A 15,713-nucleotide genomic window follows, 5' to 3' on the forward strand; every position below is an offset into this window, starting at 1 on the left:
GTGAGTGGTGATGCGACTACGGAACCTTGAGGGTAGTGGAGGCGCCCGCCGGCTCGTCTTGCTCGATGTCCGCTAGTTGCTCGATACCGGTCTTGGTGCCGAGAACGGCATTCGGGAGGAAGATGACGCAGATCAGGGCAATGACGGCGAACGGAATCGAAATGAGGAATACCTCCCCGACTCCCTGCCCATATGCCGATTCGACGATGTCGCGTACGGGATCTGACAACGTGTCGATGTTCGGGAGTGCCCCCTCCGTCAGTCCGCTTGCCGATCTCGCGATACCGGATTCTTGTAGCCCGTTCTCGATTTCGGTATCGACTCGCGCAGAGAGGGCTGCTCCGAGCATCGTCACACCAAGGACGCCGCCCAAGCTGCGGAAGAATGCGGCGGCCGAGCTGGCCGCGCCGATCTCGCGCACGTCCGTGGCATTTTGTACAACAAGGACAAGGTTTTGCAGCAGCATGCCGAGGGCGAGACCGACGAGCGGTAATGCAAGAAAGAGCACGACGATATTGGTGTCGACTCGCAAGGTCGAGAGCAGGATGCTGGCGACGGTAAGTAGAGATGCTCCCGTGATCAGCCAGGGTTTCCAGTGCCCGGTGCGCGAGATGAGCCCACCCACGACAGTGGATGCGATGAGGTTGCCTGCGACCTGGGGGAGGGTGATCAGGCCCGCTCCGGTGGCCGATGCGCCTCGGCTGAGTTGCATGTACTGGCTGATGAAAATGGCGACGCTGTAGAGGACTATCCCAACGCACACGCTGGCAACGATCGACAGGGTGAAGGTTTTTCCGCGGAACATATGCAGGGGGAGTACGGGGTACTTCACCTTGCTCTCGACAACCAGCGTCACGGCAATCAGCACCGCGGTGCCGATTCCCATGCACCAGGACGCCGCGGAGTTCCACTCGAATACCTTGCCGCCGAGCGAGAGCCAGATGAGGAGTGTCGAGATAGCGGCAGTGAGAAGGACCGATCCGACGTAGTCGATCCGTCCGGTGCCCTTTCGTCTCGGCAGGATGAGCTTCAACTGGATGACGATCATCGCGACTACCGCAAAGGGAATGACGATGTAGAAGTTCCAACGCCAGCCGATGGTATCGGTGACGAGGCCGCCCACGAGAGGTCCGCCGGCGGTGCCTGCCACGACGACAGCCCCGAGGACGCCCATGTACTTGCCGCGTTCGCGAGGGCTGATGATGTCCGAGATGGCGATCTGAGAGAGGGTGATGAGCCCGCCGGTTCCGATTCCCTGAACCAGCCGCGCTGCGATCATCAGGGTGGGTTCACTCGCGAAACCGGCCGCAAGTGAGCCGATCATGAAGATCAGGAGCGCGATGTGCAGTAGAAGTCGACGGCTGAAGAGGTCGGCCAGCTTGCCCCAGATCGGTGTGCAGACGGTGACTGCGAGCAGTGATCCGGTGACGACCCAGGTAAGGGTCGTCTGATCGCCATGGAGATCGGTGACGATGCGCGGGAGGGACGTGTTGATCACCGACGTCGACAACACGGCGACAAGCATTCCGATGAGGATTCCGCCGAATGCTTCGTTCACTTGGCGTCGAGACATTGTCGGCGCTGGTCCGCTTTCGCCGGTCGATTCCGTCATGGGGTTCCTCGCCTAGCCGTCAAAGTATGTGACCGAAGTCAATCACATTTAGTTGATTTCAGCAACTATATTGCGGAACGGGTGACGTGGAAGGTCCTATGCTGACCAGGTGAGGTCGACAAAACCTGAAGCTGATATTCACGCGATTCAATGGGCAATCCGGCGACTGGTGCAAGGTTCCCGGAAGACGCTGATCGCCGACGCGGGTGCGGCTGTACCGGAGATGACTCCCGCTGCTTTTGTCATCATGACGCGCGTCGTCGACATGTTTCCGGTGTCTCCCGCGGCCGTCATCGCGGTTACAGGTTTGGATCGAAGTGTCGTGAGTCGAAATCTGACTGCTCTTACCAAGCAGGGCTACGTGGTGTCCGAATCCGATCCGGATGACGGACGGGTCTCGCTGTTCTCTCCGACGCCGGACGCTGCGGCAAAGTTCGGTGAGGCGAGCAGGGCGAATCGTGATCGGATCGCCGCCGCGATCGACGACTGGTCCCCAGAGGATGTGTCGACGTTTGTCACATTGTTGGAGAGATTCAACAAGTCAGCCTACGAGAGCTGAAGGATACAGAAAGACTTTCGGCCCCACACCTTCGAAAAAGTATGGGGCCGAATGCAAATGCCGGACAGGTTACGCGTAGTCGTAGAAGCCGCGACCGGTCTTCTTGCCGAGGCGGCCGGCGTCGACCATGCGGCGCAGCAGTGCCGGGGGAGCGTAGTGCGGCTCGGCGAACTCTGCGTACAGCGACTCTGCCGCTGCGAGAGCAACATCGAGGCCGACGGTGTCGAGGAGCGTCAGCGGGCCCATCGGGTAACCGCAGCCGCCCTTCATTGCCTCGTCGATGTCTTCGGCGGTGGCGTAGCCGGAATCGAGCATCCGGATTGCCTGGCACAGGTACGGGATGAGCAGTGCATTGACGATGAAGCCCGAACGGTCGCCCGCGCGAACTGTCTTCTTGCGCAACGTGTTCTTCGCGTAGTCGGTGACCGCGAGGACAGTCTCTTCGGACGTGGTCAGGCTGACCACGATCTCGACGAGCGGCATGACCGGCACCGGGTTGAAGAAGTGAACGCCGACAACCTGGCCGGGGCGCGAGGTGGCCTTGGCGATCTTGATGACGGGGATCGACGACGTGTTGGTCGCCAGGATGCCGGCCGGCTTCACGATCTTGTCGAGCTTGCCGAAGATCTCGTACTTGAGTGCTTCGATCTCGGGAGCAGCCTCGATCACCAGATCGCGATCGGCGAACTCTTCCATGTCCAGGGTGACGCGGACGCGAGCGATGGCGGCGTCTGCTTCTTCCTGGGTGATCTTGCCCTTGGCTACGCCGCGGTTGATCGACTTGGCGATCCGCTCGCGTGCGGAAGCGGCAAATTCTTCCTTGGTTTCGAGCACCAGTACCGAGCTACCGGCTTTTGCACATACCTCGGCGATGCCGGCACCCATGGTGCCGCCGCCGATTACGCCTACAAGTTCCACAATTCTCCTCAAAAATTAGGGGCAAGCCCCTGTGCGCCTTTCCGGTAGTCAGAACTACCAGAAAGGCGCACGGGGCGCGAAGCGCCTTACTTCAACAGCGCACGCGACATCACGACGCGCTGGATCTGATTCGTGCCTTCGTAGATCTGCGTGATCTTGGCGTCGCGCATCATGCGCTCGACGGGGAAGTCAGTGGTGTAGCCGGCGCCGCCGAACAGCTGCACCGCGTCGGTGGTGACCTCCATGGCAACGTCGGATGCAAAGCACTTGGCTGCAGCGGAGATGAAGCCGAGGTTCTTCTCGCCGCGCTCTGCGCGAGCAGCGGAGGTGTACACCATCAGGCGAGCGGCTTCGACCTTCATCGCCATGTCGGCGAGCATGAACTGCACAGCCTGGAAGTCGCTGATGGACTTGCCGAACTGCTTGCGGTCCTTGGTGTACGCCAGTGCCGCGTCGAGGGCGCCCTGAGCAAGGCCGACGGCCTGTGCACCGATGGTAGGACGTGTGTGGTCGAGGGTTTCGAGTGCCGTCTTGAAGCCGGTGCCTGGTGCGCCGATGATGCGGTCGCCGGGGATGCGGCAGTTCTCGAAGTACAGCTCAGCAGTGGGGGAGCCCTTGATGCCGAGCTTCTTTTCCTTCGGTCCGACGACAAAGCCCTCGTCGTCCTTGTGGACCATGAAGGAGGAGATGCCGTTTGCACCCTTGTCGGGGTCGGTGACAGCCATGACGGTGTACCAGGTGGACTTGCCGCCGTTGGTGATCCAGCACTTGGAGCCGTTGAGGATCCAGTCGTCGCCGTCGGCCTTTGCGCGGGTGCGCATGGCGGCTGCGTCGGATCCGGCTTCGCGCTCGGACAGTGCGTACGACGCCATTCCGCCGTTCACGAGGTCCGGGAGAACCTTGGCCTTGAGCTCTTCGGAGCCCTTGAGGATCAGGCCCATGGTGCCGAGCTTGTTGACGGCGGGGATAAGTGAGGAGGAGCCACAGACGCGAGCAACTTCTTCGATGACGATGCAGGTGGCAACGGAATCGGCGCCCTGGCCGTCGTAGGCCTCGGGAACGTGGATGGCGTTGAAGCCCGACGCGTTGAGCGCGGTGAGTGCTTCCTCGGGGAACCGGGCGTTCTCGTCGACGTCCTTGGCGTGCGGCGCGATTTCCTTCTCGGAGAGTCCGCGGATAGCTGCCCGCAGCTCGTCGTGCTCTTCGTTCAGAGAGAAGAGATTGAAGTCTGGGTTTCCGGCCATGGGAGCACTCCTTGATGGAAGGTGGATCGAACGGCGCCAACAGAACCAGCATGGCTCGTCGGCGGACTGGTGCCAATGACGTCAGTCAAACACGGCACTCAGTGCCACGTCAAGGGAATGGGGTGTGACGTTGCGGTGTACGACAAGTATCAGCCGAGTTGTTCGTGAATTTTTTTGCTGATCTCTTCAGCTGAAGTTCCCGGAGGAAATGCCACTACCAGCACAGACTTCTCTTCTCGTGGACTGGACTTTGAACCAGGGGCAACGCCGTACGTGCGACGCACATTCAGCAGTGCTTGGCGCAGTGCGTCGGCTGTGGCGTCGGAATCGCCCTTGATCATGCTGCGCAAGAGGTAGTTGTGGCACGCGGTGACAGCGGCGGCGAATCCGACAACCTCGAGCACCGGTTCGCGCGGGACAGCGCTGCGCAGATAGTCGACAAAAAGCCGCTCGTACCGGAAACCTGTCACCAGTTCGCGGTCGCGCAAAGCAGGAACGTGCTGCACGACGCGGTATCGCCGCATCGACAGATCACGATTCTGCTGGAAGAAGTCGAAGACCAGACCGGCTGCTTCACAGACCGACGCCCACGGATCTGGCGACTCAGTGGACAGGAACTGCGCGACATGCGCGAGAAGCGACTCGTGATCGGCGAAGATCACGTCTTCCTTGGAACGGAACTGCCGAAAGAACGTGCGACGCGATACCCCGGCAGCAATGGCAATCTGTTCGACGGTGGTGGCTTCGTAGCCGTTCTCCGAGAACAACCGAATGGCTTGGGACGCGACATGGACGCGGAACTCTGTCGGATCGGTTCCGGGAATGTCTGGACGCTCATTCATGAATGCCAGTATCCACACTGCTTGTCGAATGACGGGCCTCGTACCTAGGACTCCGCTCGTAGTGCCGGCGAATCCCGCTTCGCCTACTCGGCTTCGATCGGCGCGAACGGTTGGCCGGGCAGAGTGTGTCCGGGCCCTGGCACAAACAGCGTGATCTCTGTTGGCGGACCAGTCGTAGTCGTCGTCTGAGGCTTTTCCGATCTCGACTGTGGCGCGGTAACGCCGATCGGAGGCGCTCCGATGGTGTCGTATAAACCGTAGTCGTCGGTGATGAGTTCACCGTCACTGAACAGGCTGAGCCCGAAGCTGATTCCGGTGAATCCGTCCGGAATCTGCGGAGTGGTCCATTCCGCTTCGGTGTAGCTGTCCTCAGGCCCGAACCAGGGACTCGCAGTCCAGTACGACCAGGCCCCAACAGCGTTACGCAGATAGACGGCAAACTGCGTGTTGGTGGTCGCGGTGTACCAAGCCCGTATTGAGTACGCATGACCTGGTGTGACGCTCGGTGCGCAGTTGCCGAGGTCGAGGGTCGGGATCAATTTACCGTCTCCGTCGACGTGTGCGGACATCGTCAGCTTCTGGGCTGTCGTGCCGGTTCTGCCGGGCGAAACAGGAGCGACGGCCCGGGAGTTGGTTCCGTACCCGCCTGCGCTCCAGCAGTCGGGAAGCCCTTGTGCTCCTGTGGTCTCGAGGCTTGGGTTCTGCAGTCCGTTGACGCCGGGGGCCGGAGCGGGCACAACCGCTCCGGGGTGCGCCGGCGTCGTGAATCCGCCGATTACCTGTCCGACGGTTTTCACCTCGGTTGTGTCGCTGCGCGCGGCAAGCCACGTGGCGAACTGTTCGAACAACGCCGGTGTGACGGCGAGTGGGCTGCAGTTGTCCGCGCATATGTTGTGGAAGGTCAGTTGTACCCATCCTCCACCGGTGTTCTCCGCGTTGGTCACGGTGTTTTGTAGATCTTCCAGCGTCCAGGTGTTGTCGACCTGTGCAGGTGCTCTGGTCGACAACCTGTTTCGGGGCGGCGTCGACTCCGCGTAATCGCAGTTTTCGCAACCGAACCGGGTCTTGAGATCCCCGAGTCTGCGGGCACTGTTGTATCCGCAGTCCGCGACAATCGATTGAGCCGCAAGGTTCATGGAGGCAAAGGGATAGGCGAAGTTGGCTGCGGGTAGACCCCAGTTGCTCAGATTGACTCGATCGTTGCACACCTGTCGAGTCACTTCCGCGGCCGGCAGTGCTGCAAGATCTGCGTGTCCCACTGTGTGTCCCGCTATCTCGTGACCGTCAGCGGAGAGAGATCGTAGATCGGCGAGGGTCAGGTGGCCTGGCGCGCCCACGAACCCGGTAATGACGAAGTACGTTCCCGCAAGGCCCTTCGACGTCAGCACCCGGCCGGCAGCAAGTGTGTCGGCATTGGAGTCGTCGAACGTCAAACTCACGATGGTGTTACCCGAATCGACGGGCGGGATGGTTGTGGGCGGCGAGGTTGTCGAATTGCCACCGAACGATCCACTCGATCCTGACTCGAACGGCGCTGCCTGCGCGACCGACCCGACGGGCATGTCGAACGCGACGAGGGCTGCGCTCGCCGCAACCATAGCGGTAGAAAGCAGTACTGTGGTAGTTCTTCTGCTACACAACAATATTCATCTCCATCGGTGTCGGGCAATCGATCTATTCCACGGTCACGGATTTGGCAAGATTTCGTGGTTTGTCGACATCCCTTCCCAGTTCGAGCGCGACGGCTCGGGCGAGAATTTGCAGTGGGACGACGGCTTCGAGCGGACCCCACGGAGTCGGTTCACCGGTGAGTACAGGAATTGTGCTTCCGTCATAGCCGACAGTGACGACTCGGGCACCGCGAGCACGAACTTCGGAAATATTCGCTCTCAGTCTCGGGTCGCCGTTTTCGACGGCAACCACGGGCGTTCCCGGCTCGATCAGCGCAAGTGGGCCGTGCTTGAGTTCGCCTGCGGGGTAGTGCTCGGCCCAGCGGTAGCTCAATTCTTTGAGCTTCAATGCGCCTTCCGCTGCGTAGGGGAGTGCGGAACCGCGTCCGAGGAAGAGGAAACCGCTTGCTGTGCTGAGATCGTGTGCGATCGCCGGCACTACGCGGCGCGAGATTTCGAGTGCGGTGGTCAGCTGTACCGGTAGTCGGCGCAACTGCTCGACAAGTTCGAGGGTTGCCGTCACAGAAAGTCGGCCCGATGACACCAGAGCAGACAACACAGCGCAGACTCCGACAATCACCTGGGCAACAAATGTTTTGGTCGCTGCGACGCCGATCTCTGGGCCGGCGGAGTATGCCAATACTGCGTCGGCGCGACGGCTCAGCGTCGAGTGCGGATTATTGGTCAATGCGAGTGTGCGCACTTCCGTCGGTACCGGGTGGTCGAGCGCTCGCAGGACGTCGGCTGTTTCTCCGGACTGGCTGATCGCGAGACGCAGGGTGCGAGGCAGGACGACGTCGTAGGCAACTTCGCTGCCGAGCGTCAGGGTTGTCGGAACTGCGGCGAGGCGCCCCAGTGTTTGCGCAATAACCCGTCCCGCATGCATCGACGTGCCGCAGGCGATGATCTGCAACGCGTCGAACGGGGGCAGCCCGAGCTCGTCCCACAATCGTCCGTTGGCGATGGCCGGACCCAGCTCGTCGATCAATTTTGCTGCCAGCACTGGCTGTTCGTCGATCTCCTGATCCATGAAGTCGGAGTGTCCTCGTAGTTCAGCCGGCGAATGCGTCCGGGCGAAATCGACGGGTGTCGGTGGATCGATCATCAGTCCGGAGTTGCGCCACCGAAGGGTCTCGCCGGCTTCGACCACATCGCCGTCTCTCAATATGTGGAATTCCGATGCCCACTCGGATACCGCTGCCGGATCACTGGTCACGAAGGTTCCGGCATCGTTGTGCGCCAGTAGCAGCGGTGAGTGATGAGCCGCTGCGACGAGCCGTCCCGTGCTTTCCTCGAGGACTGCCAGAGCCCACGAGCCTTCGAGTTGCGTCACGGCAGTCTGGACGGCATCGAATAAGTCGGACGATTCGGCAAGGCGCGCCTCGATCAGGTGGCAGACGACTTCGCTGTCCACGGCAGAGGAAAACTGATGCCCTGACGTCGTCAAGGTTGCGCGAAGCTCGTCGCAGTTCTCGATTATTCCGTTGTGCACAAGACTGATTCGTCCGGTGCAGTCGCAATGAGGGTGTGCGTTGGCTTCGTCGACGGCTCCGTGTGTGGCCCAGCGTGTATGGCCGATTCCGACGTTACCGAGTCGGGCTCCGTTCCAATCGTTCACCCGGTGTTCGAGGTCGTCGATACGGTGAACGGTGCGTATTCTCGCGAGAGTTCCTATCTCGGTGCTCACGGCGATTCCAACTGAATCGTATCCTCGGTACTCGAGATTCCGGAGTGCGGACAAGAGGACCGGCGCCGCGTGATCGCGGACTCGACACGCGACGATTCCGCACATCAGCGGGACTCGTGTCGCTGGAACATATTCAAGCGAGATGACGGGACGGAGAATGTGTTCACGGAGACTTCCTCGGAGAGTGGGGGTACGAGCGGTTGAAGTGATGTCGACGGTGACGGCAGGTCAGGAAACTACATCCCAGATTTCGGGGTCCTCGCCGCCGAGTCGCCACAGTGCGATCCCGTCCAGTTGATAGTGCTGTGCAACAGCGATTTTCGGCGCGATGCTGCGGGCGTCCTCGAACCAGACTTCGTGGGTTACGTCGCCTGTTCGATACGTGAAACGATTGGATCGACTGACCGGATCCCAGGCCGGTGTTGCAGAGTAGGTGACGCTCAGTTCCACCGCTTCCTTCCAGGTCAGTGGCGTGCCGCTAGCGCCGGTCCAGTCGTATCCGTACAGCGGGATTCCGAGCAGGAGCTTTTCCCGGGGTATCTGTTCTGTTGCGTACTGCACGACGCTGTTCACCCAGTCGTATGGTGCGATCGGACCGCTAGGGCTGTTCTCCCAATGCCGGTCGTACGCCATCACTACCACTTTGTCGGCAGAACGTCCGATAGCTGCGTAGTCCTGCGCCAGGTTGCGTGTGTCGTACCCGGCGTCGTCCTCTTTGGGGTGGACCGTGACATAGAGGACCTTGCCGATCTCCCGTATCCGGACGGCAAGATCGGATACGAAGGAGGAGAACAATTCTCGATCGTCGGTATGGAGATCCTCGTAGTCGATCTGAACACCGGAAAATGTATCCGACGCGGTGAGCGTGGTCAACGAATCGATATGCGCAGCGCGGAGAGACGGATCGCGCAGAATACGTGCCACGGTGGTGCGATCCCAGCGTCCAGCGGTGGTATTCGCGACCGAGGGCACAACCTGCAGATGGTCTGCCTGCGTGCGAATCTCGTCAATTCGATTGACGGCGTGTTCACTTGAAGGCTCTGGTACAATCGACCCGTCTGCGCCGACCGAATACACGAAGGGTGCGGCCACGTCGATGTCTTGGGACTGATCCTGCAGAGAATCCAGTGCGCTCTCCGAGTCCCAGTGTGGCAATGCGGCGACCACACGAGAGCCCGCGGGAACAACGGTGGTCGAACTCATGCCGAGGAGGCTGGCACTGCCGATGACGGCCGCTGCAGTAATTGCCACCAGAACTCCAAACCTGTTTCTCTGCATTGTGATCCGCGAATTGCGGCGTCCCAGCCTGGACATCCGGTCAGTGAACAGCGGGCGCCAGCGCTTTCAGGTCGCCGGTTATATGCAGGATGATTTCGTCCACAGTTGTCGTGGGACGAAATCCGACCAGATCACGAGAACGTGTGTTGTCGGGAACACGCCGACGCATGTCCTCGTAGCCTGCGGGGTACGCCTGGCTGTAGGGGACCAGGGTGACGGGGCTCGGGCTTCCGGTGAGCTCGATGATTCTACGAGCAAGGTCGAGAATCGAGATCTCCTGTGAGCCGCCTAGATTGAATGCCCGACCGAATGATTCGGGGGTTTCGAGGATGCGAACGATGCTCGGAACGACATCACCCACGTAGGAAAAGCAGCGTGTTTGGCGACCGTCACCGAACACGGTGAGAGGCTCTCCGTTCAGTGCTTGCTGCACAAGATTGGGGACAACCATCCCGTATCGACCGGTTTGGCGCGGTCCAACCGTGTTGAACAGTCGGACGATGGCCACATCCAGGCCGAGTTCGCGCCAGTACGCATGGGCGAAGGCCTCGTCGATTCCCTTTGCCGCAGCGTAGGTCCACCGCGAGATCAACGGGGATCCGAGGATACGGTCGGAATCCTCATGCAGGCTGTCGGAGGTGTTCTTTCCGTAGATTTCGCTGGTCGATACCAGGAGCATGTCCGCCCCGGCTTCGAGGGCAGCGTCGAGAACGTTCTCGGTGCCGTGGATGTTGGTGCGTAGGCTCTCGAGTGGCCGGTCGACGATCAGACGTACCCCGACCGCTGCTGCCAGGTGAAATACGCGGTCGACTCCTGCCATCACGTCGTGGACGCATCGTCGATCCGTGACGGTGCCCTCGACGAAACGAAAGTTCTTGTGTCCCGCGACAGTCGCAAGATTGTCGAGTGTTCCGGTGGAGAGATTGTCGAGGACGACCACGTCGTCTCCGGAGTCGAGGAGATGCTCGACGAGGTGACTTCCGACAAAGCCCGCTCCACCTGTGACGACAGTTTTCATGATGCGCGCCTTTCGTCGATGTTCGTTGTTTCAACCGTCACGGCGAGGGTTGTCTGTCGGTAGGTCATGTCGAGTACTGCTCGAGCGGCAGGCAGCCAACTGAGATCGACGTCGGAATGAGCGGTGTGCACGAGAATCAAATCTGCTCCGAATGCGACAGGATCGTCGATTCCTGTGAGTACCGCGCCGCTCCGTAAGGTGAGGGTCTCGAAATGCGGGTCGTGATAGACCACGTCGGCGCCCTCCGCAAGCAGGGAATCGAGGATTTCGAGTGCCGGCGACTCTCGGTGATCCCCGACATCGGGCTTGTATGCAACGCCGACAACAACTATGCGCGTCCCGCGCAGACCTTTGCCTCGATCGGAGAGGGTGTGGAGAATCTGTTCCAGGACACGGTGCGGCCGGGCCGAGATGGCAGTCATCGCCTGCTCGATCAGCGGCGCGCCGAGTCGCTCCTTACGTAGCTGCCACAAGAGATAGTGCGGATCGCAGGGTATGCAGTGCCCGCCAACCCCTGGTCCGGGATAGAAAGGCATGAACCCGTACGGCTTTGTGGCGGCAGCAGCGATCACGTTCATCACATCGATGTCGAGCGTGAGGCAGATTTCGGCAAATTCGTTGGCAAGGGCGATATTGACTGCGCGAAACGTGTTTTCGAAAAGTTTGGTTGCCTCTGCCACTTCGGGAGAGTCGACGCGGTGCAGCCGTGTCGTGTACCGGAGCAACACGGACGACGCCGCGTCTGTGCAGGCCGGCGTAGCTCCGCCGATCACTCGGGGAACCTCTTCGTGGCTGAATCGATCGTTGCCGGGGTCGATGCGTTCGGGGCTGAACGCGACGAAGACGGCCGATCCGACGGGCAGGTCACGGTCCGTGAGGGGATCGATCAGCAAGTCGCGAGTGCACCCCACATACGACGTCGACGTCAGCATCAGTACCTGGCCCGTGACCGCATGATCCACGACGGTGGAACAAGCGGCGCCGAGTGCTTGGAGATCCGGAGTCAGGTGCTGGTCCACCGGTGTGGGCACGCAGACGATGACGGCGGCAGCCTCACGCAGTCGGTCTGTGTCGGTGGTGGTTTCGAAGGCCGGATCATCGACTGCGACGGCAAGTCGAAGGCGATCGGTCTCGAGAAGATCGACATTCTTCTGATCGATCGCCACGAGCCGCTCTGTGCTGACATCGATTCCGAGGACGCGGGCGCCGGCTGTGTGAAAGGCCAACGCCGTAGGAAGGCCGACGTAGCCGAGGCCGACGATCGCCACGTCGAAGGAAAATGTCCCATGCGGGGGTGGACTGTCCGAGATGAGTTCGACCAGATTGCCATTATCCCGAGGAAACTCTGTGGCTGCTGACGTATTGGGTTGCATCACATTCTCTTTTCGATAAGACGGCGTCGTATGCAGCGCTGGTGTACCTGCATTCCACTGCGGAAGCAGTGCCGAGATTTCAAGCAGTAGTCGAGGTCAGGGAAGATACTGCGAATTTCCGATCCACCTCATGGCTGCGCAATCTGAACCTTGATGCGAGGAGGTAGCTGTGAACCGTCAAATCGGACGTTTCGGACTCGATATTTGCATGAATGCTCGGGGTCGTCAAGGTATGCGCGGGATTCAACTTGATAGCTGTCGAATGGTTTGAGGATGTTCGATTGGTGGTAACTGGAGATGTTACGACTGCAAAACCGAGCCTGCGTGATACGTAACCGCTGTTTGTGTCGCATTTTCTTGATGGGTATGTCTGCAAATCGGTACCGACGTGAACTGTGCCCTGGATTTGCGGAAAGTCGACGGTGTCAAGGTGAACTCTCGGAGTGGGCATCGTGGAGCGAGACTTCTCGTATAGGGGCGCGAGCCGCGAAGATTTACTGTAAGTTCACAAACGGGGCAATTCGTACAGTGATTATCTCCGGCAAGAATCACCGCTATTGATATTCGGGAATTGTCGATGTGATTATTTCGACGGGCTGGGGAGGTTTGGAATTAGTTCCGAGTGATTTCGTTTCTGGAGTCGATGCATTTGGTCGAGTGGATGGAATGTGGCTGCATGAATCAGTTTTGTCGTCTCACGAGTTCGCTGACGTCTGGGGGACCCGGGCAGGGTCCGACCTATTACGCCGGTCCGGTGTGGGCAGGAGGTGATCTGTGATAGCGATAGTCGTTCTGTCGATTGTCATGTTCGGGGTCAATGCGGTCTTCTGGTCTGCGGTGGGCGGGATGAGGAGGATCGAGCAGTTCCGGCAGGAGAGAATTGCCGGGCCATCCGGTGGGCAAGTAGCTGGTCGGGGAGCGCGGAGTGCCGAACGGTTGACCCCGGACGACGTAGCGATTCTCATTGCGGCCCACAACGAGGAACTCGTTGTCGAGCTCACCATCGCGTCTGCATGTTCGCTTGTTCCCGCATCGAACGTCCACGTTGTCTCCGATGGAAGTAGTGACCGAACAGCGGATCTGGCGCGGTCGGATGGTGCGCGAGTGCTGGAACTTCAGCCGAACGTGGGAAAAGCCGGAGCACTGGCTGCCGCGATCGAGCACTTCGGGCTTTCGGAAAAATACGCAGTGGTTCTACTGCTCGATGCAGATACCCGGTTGTCCGCCGACTACCTGGAAACGGGTCTACCCTATTTCGACGATCCGGATGTGGTTGCGGTGGCGGGCCGTGCGGCCACCAACGTCGATCCGACGCCAGCTACCCGGCTCGGTCGAATTCTGGTTGCGTATCGTGAACGTGTCTATGTCGCAATGCAATTGCTGATCAAGTACGGGCAGGCGGCCAAGCGTGCAAACGTGGTCTCGATCGTGCCGGGATTTGCGAGCATGTACCGGACAAACATTCTTTCCCGGATCGACATCGATGCTCCCGGTTTGGTGATCGAGGACTTCAACATGACATTCGACGTGCATGCTCAACAGTTGGGGAGGATCGCCTTTCATCCGAGTGCTGCAGTGGCTTACACCCAAGATCCGGACAGCTTCCGTGAATACACGAATCAGGTGAGGCGGTGGACACTCGGCTTCTGGCAGACCGTGCGCAGGCACCGTGTACGAGCCGACAAGTTCTGGCTGGCGCTGAGCTTCTACATTGCAGAATTGATAATCAGCAGTGTGGTGTTGCTGCTTTTTGTTCCGCTGCTCGTGGTATCACTGGCCGCTGCCGCAGCTGCGCGCTGGATGCCGGCACCACCTGAACCCCTTGTGGAATTTGCGAATACGCTACCGCCGCTGTACTTGGTGCTGGGATTGCTGATTCCGGATCTGATCCTTACTGTCCTTGCCGTGGTCACGATGAAACGGCCCCGGTATCTGTTGTACGCACCGATCTTTCCGTTGATTCGGATAGTCGACTCCTACCTCTGTCTGCGTTCCTTGGCGCAATCTCGGGCCGGCGGCTCGAGTGGAAGGTGGACCAGTCCGACGAGACGGGCAGTTGTGGATGGTCGTGCTTCCTATCCGGAAGAGTTGGTGTGACGGGCCAGGTCGACCAGTTCTGTCATGGCGCCGAGCCAACTTTCCGCGTGAGCACCTGCCGGGTTGGTCCGGAAGAAGTGCGTGATGATGATCGAGCGGAAGAACCCGGCCATCACTTCGGCGCGGTGGTCGAACACCGACTCGACCACGTCGAGTCGGCACTTGGTGGCATCTCGCATGCGCTCGGTGGCCTCGTCGGCTATTTCCGATGCGTACCGAGAGACTGCGGGCACAACCAGCAACGAGGTTCGCAGGTTTCGTCGAACAACGGTCTCCGGCGACAGTTCACGGGCGTCGAATTGCGTCACGACGCCCATCAACGCAGTGAGTGGATCAAGTTCTGGCGGTGCGGACCGATATCCGGCAATGATCTCCTCGAAGGATTCGAGTGAGAACAGTGTTGCTTCCTTGGTTCTGAAATAACGGAAGAACGTGCGCGGTGCGACTTCGGCAGCATCGGAGATCTGTTCGACGGTGGTGTCCGTAAAACCCTGGCGAAGAAAGAGTTCGACAGCGCATGATCGGATCGCCCGACGCGTGATGTCCTTCTTGCGTTCGCGTCGACCGATGTCCGATGCTGCCCCACCCGTGTTGTTCATAAAGGCATTTTGACGTAGCGACCCGCGTTTGGGGTACTCGAATCCTGTTGTTCACCATTTCGACGGCAACTTGTGGCATGAATGCCAACTGGCAGTCGTGCCACTTTGTGACTGTGTGTTCATGGCAACCTCCACTTCCGCGTTCGGGCTCCCGAACGGTCGACTACTGCTTGGGGATTCCGAGGCGTCGTATTCGGTATATCGCTCTGCTGCAGCAAGTTTGGCCACTTCCGATGAGCTTGCCGCGGCGCCGGACACAATGACCTGGCTCGATTTGCGGACACCGCAGGAGCAAGCCGCAGACAGTGGGCCAGGCCTACCGCCGAGTTGGGTGGTCGAACGGGTGAATGCGCACCCTTCTGGCGATCTGGCACTGACTGAGCAGAACGCGATAGTGCAGCAGTTCATCAACGGAACAGTATCTTTCGGCCAGTTCTACGTCGCTCTGCTCGAGCGATCCTCGGCCGAGTTGGCGCGCGCTGTCAGCGTTGTCGTGCGAGCGAACGGCCCGGTGCTGCTGACCTGTCAGGTCGGGCGTGATCGAACGGGAGTTCTCAGCGCACTCCTCTTACTCGCGGTCGGGGCTACGCGGGACGAGGTGATCGCGGACTACCTGCGAACAAACGACGCTCTCCTCGTTCTCGCCGAGCGGCTGCCCGAGATGCCGAAGGAGTTCGATTTGACGTGTCTGGCAACCGATATCGAGCTGGCGCTCGATTACATCGAGCACCGCGGTGGAGCGCAGTCCTATCTGATCGCTTCCGGATTGCCCCCTGAAGACCTTCACCTGCTGCTCACTCGATTCTCCCGCTGAAC

The 15,713-nt window shown here is 60.0% G+C and carries 13 protein-coding genes; 3 read left to right on the forward strand and 10 right to left on the reverse strand.

The window, feature by feature from the left end:
• Positions 1 to 16: 16 nt before the first annotated feature.
• Positions 17 to 1,612, reverse strand: coding sequence for an MFS transporter (locus tag KYT97_RS23985; protein ID WP_219110839.1), 1,596 nt, complete (start codon positions 1,610 to 1,612; stop codon positions 17 to 19).
• 109 nt (positions 1,613 to 1,721) lie between these two features.
• Between KYT97_RS23985 and KYT97_RS23990 the strand changes: the two genes are divergently transcribed.
• The gene (locus KYT97_RS23990; protein ID WP_139053185.1) at positions 1,722 to 2,171 is read left to right on the forward strand and encodes a MarR family winged helix-turn-helix transcriptional regulator; all 450 of its coding nucleotides are present in this window, start codon (positions 1,722 to 1,724) and stop codon (positions 2,169 to 2,171) included.
• Between the two features lie 69 nt (positions 2,172 to 2,240).
• Here the strand turns inward: KYT97_RS23990 and KYT97_RS23995 are convergent, their stop codons facing one another.
• The 8 genes from KYT97_RS23995 to KYT97_RS24030 form a co-directional block, all read right to left on the reverse strand.
• Entirely contained in the window at positions 2,241 to 3,089 is an 849-nt protein-coding gene (locus KYT97_RS23995) for a 3-hydroxybutyryl-CoA dehydrogenase (RefSeq protein ID WP_033232372.1), read from the reverse strand.
• A gap of 86 nt (positions 3,090 to 3,175) precedes the next feature.
• Complete coding sequence (locus KYT97_RS24000) at positions 3,176 to 4,333, reverse strand: acyl-CoA dehydrogenase (protein WP_045068613.1); 1,158 nt, start codon at positions 4,331 to 4,333, stop codon at positions 3,176 to 3,178.
• Between the two features lie 149 nt (positions 4,334 to 4,482).
• On the reverse strand, positions 4,483 to 5,175 hold the full coding sequence (locus KYT97_RS24005; RefSeq protein ID WP_172935841.1) for a TetR family transcriptional regulator: 693 nt from the start codon (positions 5,173 to 5,175) through the stop codon (positions 4,483 to 4,485).
• Between the two features lie 83 nt (positions 5,176 to 5,258).
• Positions 5,259 to 6,773 (reverse strand): polysaccharide deacetylase family protein, encoded by a 1,515-nt coding sequence (locus KYT97_RS24010; protein WP_172935840.1) that lies wholly within the window; start codon positions 6,771 to 6,773, stop codon positions 5,259 to 5,261.
• Positions 6,774 to 6,849: 76 nt separating this feature from the next.
• On the reverse strand, positions 6,850 to 8,637 hold the full coding sequence (gene glmS, locus KYT97_RS24015; protein WP_219110840.1) for a glutamine--fructose-6-phosphate transaminase (isomerizing): 1,788 nt from the start codon (positions 8,635 to 8,637) through the stop codon (positions 6,850 to 6,852).
• 123 nt (positions 8,638 to 8,760) lie between these two features.
• Complete coding sequence (locus KYT97_RS24020; RefSeq protein ID WP_172935838.1) at positions 8,761 to 9,783, reverse strand: glycosyl hydrolase family 18 protein; 1,023 nt, start codon at positions 9,781 to 9,783, stop codon at positions 8,761 to 8,763.
• Between the two features lie 67 nt (positions 9,784 to 9,850).
• Positions 9,851 to 10,828, reverse strand: coding sequence for an NAD-dependent epimerase/dehydratase family protein (locus KYT97_RS24025; protein WP_172935837.1), 978 nt, complete (start codon positions 10,826 to 10,828; stop codon positions 9,851 to 9,853).
• The gene (locus KYT97_RS24030) at positions 10,825 to 12,201 is read right to left on the reverse strand and encodes a nucleotide sugar dehydrogenase (RefSeq protein WP_172935836.1); all 1,377 of its coding nucleotides are present in this window, start codon (positions 12,199 to 12,201) and stop codon (positions 10,825 to 10,827) included. The genes KYT97_RS24025 and KYT97_RS24030 overlap by 4 nt, the downstream gene beginning before the upstream one ends.
• 774 nt (positions 12,202 to 12,975) lie before the next feature.
• Between KYT97_RS24030 and KYT97_RS24035 the strand changes: the two genes are divergently transcribed.
• The gene (locus tag KYT97_RS24035) at positions 12,976 to 14,298 is read left to right on the forward strand and encodes a glycosyltransferase family 2 protein (RefSeq protein ID WP_219110841.1); all 1,323 of its coding nucleotides are present in this window, start codon (positions 12,976 to 12,978) and stop codon (positions 14,296 to 14,298) included.
• Here the strand turns inward: KYT97_RS24035 and KYT97_RS24040 are convergent.
• On the reverse strand, positions 14,277 to 14,897 hold the full coding sequence (locus KYT97_RS24040; RefSeq protein WP_172935835.1) for a TetR/AcrR family transcriptional regulator: 621 nt from the start codon (positions 14,895 to 14,897) through the stop codon (positions 14,277 to 14,279). The two genes, KYT97_RS24035 and KYT97_RS24040, sit on opposite strands and share 22 nt — an antisense overlap.
• Positions 14,898 to 15,018: 121 nt before the next feature.
• Between KYT97_RS24040 and KYT97_RS24045 the strand changes: the two genes are divergently transcribed.
• Positions 15,019 to 15,711, forward strand: coding sequence for a tyrosine-protein phosphatase (locus KYT97_RS24045; protein WP_172935834.1), 693 nt, complete (start codon positions 15,019 to 15,021; stop codon positions 15,709 to 15,711).
• Positions 15,712 to 15,713 lie beyond the last annotated feature (2 nt).

This window comes from Rhodococcus globerulus (assembly GCF_019334125.1).
GTDB lineage: Bacteria > Actinomycetota > Actinomycetes > Mycobacteriales > Mycobacteriaceae > Rhodococcus_F > Rhodococcus_F globerula.

What these genes read in the sequence shown, in the direction of transcription:
- KYT97_RS24025 (WP_172935837.1), bottom strand. Translation starts at nt 10,828, where the DNA reads ATGAAAACTGTCGTCACAGGTGGAGCGGGCTTTGTCGGAAGTCACCTC.
- KYT97_RS23985 (WP_219110839.1), bottom strand. Translation starts at nt 1,612, where the DNA reads ATGACGGAATCGACCGGCGAAAGCGGACCAGCGCCGACAATGTCTCGA.
- KYT97_RS24000 (WP_045068613.1), bottom strand. Translation starts at nt 4,333, where the DNA reads ATGGCCGGAAACCCAGACTTCAATCTCTTCTCTCTGAACGAAGAGCAC.
- KYT97_RS24045 (WP_172935834.1), top strand. Translation starts at nt 15,019, where the DNA reads ATGGCAACCTCCACTTCCGCGTTCGGGCTCCCGAACGGTCGACTACTG.
- KYT97_RS24030 (WP_172935836.1), bottom strand. Translation starts at nt 12,201, where the DNA reads ATGCAACCCAATACGTCAGCAGCCACAGAGTTTCCTCGGGATAATGGC.
- KYT97_RS24005 (WP_172935841.1), bottom strand. Translation starts at nt 5,175, where the DNA reads ATGAATGAGCGTCCAGACATTCCCGGAACCGATCCGACAGAGTTCCGC.
- glmS (WP_219110840.1), bottom strand. Translation starts at nt 8,637, where the DNA reads ATGTGCGGAATCGTCGCGTGTCGAGTCCGCGATCACGCGGCGCCGGTC.
- KYT97_RS24010 (WP_172935840.1), bottom strand. Translation starts at nt 6,773, where the DNA reads ATGGTTGCGGCGAGCGCAGCCCTCGTCGCGTTCGACATGCCCGTCGGG.
- KYT97_RS24040 (WP_172935835.1), bottom strand. Translation starts at nt 14,897, where the DNA reads ATGAACAACACGGGTGGGGCAGCATCGGACATCGGTCGACGCGAACGC.